General features: G+C 31.3%; 4 protein-coding genes. 2 read left to right on the top strand and 2 right to left on the bottom strand.

What is annotated here, in order from left to right:
• Positions 1-167: 167 nt before the first annotated feature.
• Together V7014_RS26305 and V7014_RS26300 are read right to left on the bottom strand one after the other, a co-directional pair.
• Positions 168-626 (bottom strand): VOC family protein, encoded by a 459-nt coding sequence (locus V7014_RS26305; RefSeq protein ID WP_335511947.1) that lies wholly within the window; start codon positions 624-626, stop codon positions 168-170.
• Between the two features lie 278 nt (positions 627-904).
• The gene (locus V7014_RS26300; RefSeq protein ID WP_335511945.1) at positions 905-1,168 is read right to left on the bottom strand and encodes a hypothetical protein; all 264 of its coding nucleotides are present in this window, start codon (positions 1,166-1,168) and stop codon (positions 905-907) included.
• 155 nt (positions 1,169-1,323) lie between these two features.
• Between V7014_RS26300 and V7014_RS26295 the strand changes: the two genes are divergently transcribed.
• Positions 1,324-1,908, top strand: coding sequence for a TetR/AcrR family transcriptional regulator (locus V7014_RS26295; RefSeq protein ID WP_335511944.1), 585 nt, complete (start codon positions 1,324-1,326; stop codon positions 1,906-1,908).
• Between the two features lie 56 nt (positions 1,909-1,964).
• Positions 1,965-3,173: a YhgE/Pip domain-containing protein gene (locus V7014_RS26290; protein WP_335511941.1), complete on the top strand. Its 1,209-nt coding sequence runs from the start codon at positions 1,965-1,967 to the stop codon at positions 3,171-3,173.
• The last annotated feature ends 22 nt before the right edge of the window (positions 3,174-3,195 follow it).

Raw genomic sequence — 3,195 nt, 5'->3', positions numbered from 1 at the left:
GTATAATAGATTGTTCAAGTGAAATAAAAAGCAATATAATCATTACAATTGAAAGTAAAATAAAAAAGGATAATGAAAACTATTCATCACCCTATCTTCCTAAAATTTTCAATTTCTTTCTGTTTTCAGCCTCGAATGTAAAATATAACCCTTTTTATCTAAACAAATTATTTCTTTTTCCGGTACCACTCTTCTAACGTCATCATCTTAAACGGATCTTCAAAATCTATTCTTAATGGAGCTATTAATTCTAGAGAATTCCCATCTGGATCTTTAAAGTAAATTGCGGCGTGGGCATTAGGATTGTTTGGTAATACAAGTGGTTGATTTTCTGGGGTGAATCCGAAGTTAGTTGTTACTTCAATCCCTTTTTGCTGAAGCCAATCTTTTGCACTTTCCATATCTTCAATGTCAATATGCAACGCAATATGCCTTAATGAGGGATGATATGGAGTATCCACTTTGTCTGTTTCCCACAAACCTAACCAACTGCTACCTTTCTTAATCCAAAAAAAGACGAGTTTTTCAGACTGATATGCAATTTCTAAATCCAATTTCTTATAAAACTCAATGGATTCACGAAGGTTTCGTACAGGTAAATGTGCTTCGTAGATTCCTTTTATCATGAAATACTCCCCCTCCTTAAATTCAATTTAATTCCAATTAAAGTTTACAGAAACTAATTGACTGAAACAACAATTTTGCTTAGTAGTCATTGAGTAGATTCGGTTACACACATAGATGTTACACTACACTAAAAATTCTTATATATAACTTAGACAATCCAGTTCTTCATTTAGCATTATTGTTTACAAACTAATTAAAAATATTTGACTAATTAGCCATTAACCCAATGAAACAACTGACATATGTCAGTTTCAACTCAAAGAGATATTCCACATACTTATAATTCTGTCACTTTATGCTCATGCTTAAATGATTTTGTGAATTCTGTTAAGCAGTCTTGGCATAAATCAAAAGTCCATCTTTCACAGTCATATTTACTACCATAACCAAAATCACAAACAAAGGTTTGAAACTCTTCCGCTTGTGTTTGTCTCTGAAACTCATTTCCAAAAAGTTCAGTAGTCTTTCCACACTTGTTACAAGTAATAGACTGTAATAACTCTACTTCTTGTTCAATAATTATAGTTTTATGTATTTTCATTTGATGCCTCCAAATTGTGTACTTTATAGTTATCCCCCTCCTATTAAAACATATTTTTTCGACCAGACCATAAAATAATTGACTTTTTTATTTTTTTAAATTACATTAAGTTATGCAAGTAATTACTTACATTTACTTTCGAAAGTTGGATGGTTATGAATGAACAAAAAAGTACACCAGAAAGAATTATTAAAGCATTTATTGAATTATTTCGTGATTACGGATATAAAGGAACAACAACCCGTGCAATTGCAGAAAAAGCGGGTGTTAATGAAGTAACAATCTTCCGTCATTTCGGAAATAAAAAGGGGATTATGGAAGCAGCTCTTCAATCAATATCATATCAACCTTTGTTAGAAAAAATCATCCAAGAACAAATGATTTGGGATCTTGAGCATGATTTGTGGTTAATCTCAGAAGGATATCATAACTATATGGAAAAAATTAAAGACTTAGTTTTGATTGGTTTAAGAGAAGCTGATATGTTCCCAGAGTTTAATGATGCTATGATGGATATTCCAAAGCAATTAAAAAATAGTATGGTATCATACTTTACTGAGATGAATCGAAGAGGCAAGCTAATTGAGACGGATATTGATTTTCAAGCTATGAACTTTATCTGGCTTAATTTCGGCTATTTTCTATCTAAGTCTCGCTTTGGTCACAATATCATACCGAGTTCCAAAAATGATTTTATCAAACACAGTGTTCAGCTTTTTGCTAGGGGATTAAAACCCTAGTAGTTTTTTTACCACATATGCAAGTATGTACTTACTTTAGTAAAGGGGATATAATTATGAAAATATTAAAACAGTTTTTTAAACATTCTGAGACTTTCGTAGGAATTGCCACAGCGATTTCTTTCTTATTGATTTTCTTCTGTGTATGGATGACAGCGTATGATGGTGTTTATGATCGGTCAAACAAATTAAAAATTGGAATAGTAAACGAAGATAAACAAATGGGTGTAATGATTGAAAACCAGCTGATAAAAAATATACCCTTTAAGATTATTGCGTACAAATCCCTTGATTCTGCGAATAAAGATATGAATCAACGAGAATTGGATATGGTCATTCATATTCCTTCCCTGTTCTCCAGTCAACTGCAAGAAAAAGAAAAAGTAGAGATTAATTATTTCATTAATCAAGCAAATACTCCTTTAGCAAAGCAAATCATGGAAGGAGCAGCAAAAAATATAACTCAATCAATTAACTTACATGTTTATTCCAATAAACAGCAACTTATCCTTTCTAACTTACCTAAACAATTAGATGAAACTGTACCATCAAAAGAGCTCGCTCAAAATGTTTCAAAAAGTATTGCACAAGTCCTGCAATCATTAAATATTCAATCGGTTCAAACATCAGTCACAAAAACGAATAATGTTGACGGATTCGAAGTAACAATGGTCCCATTGATGATTGTACTTGCTTCATTCGTTGGTTCTATGATCATGAGTCTCAATCTAAATATTGTTTCATCAAAATTAAAAGATCAGTATAATAAATGGGCAATATTTTTCACAAGACAAACTATTAATATGGGTGCTTCTATTCTTTTAACTTTTATCACCTTATTATTTTTATTCATTTTCAATATTGAGATTAAACCAACATTATTTGAGACCGGAGCATTTCAAATATTGGTCTATTTTTCCTTTTTAAGCTTAACACAGATGTTTGTTGTATTATTTGGACCTGGCGGAATGTTATTTAACATTCTTACTCTCTCATTACAGCTAGTAACTTCAGGAGTTATCGTTCCAAAAACAATGTTGTCCAACTTTTATCAATCGGTCGGATCCTATTTACCAGCAACATATGCAGCAGATGGGTATTACACCGTGATTTATGGAGGAGAGAGTTTATTAACTTATATGGTAACTCTATTCTTAATATCAGGAGTGTCCTTGTTTATAACAGTAATTAAAATTCTTTTTCAGAAAGACCATTTACTAACAGCAAATAAGCTAACACTAGGAGAAAACAATGTTTTGAATTAAGTTTAAAAAGCGTGTTTTGAAA

The sequence above is a fragment of the Bacillus sp. JJ722 genome (assembly GCF_036963345.1).
In the GTDB taxonomy this organism is placed as follows: Bacteria; Bacillota; Bacilli; order Bacillales; family DSM-1321; genus Bacillus_AD.
Note: the sequence above shows the minus strand (reverse complement) of the source record. Positions and strands in the feature narration are given on the sequence as shown.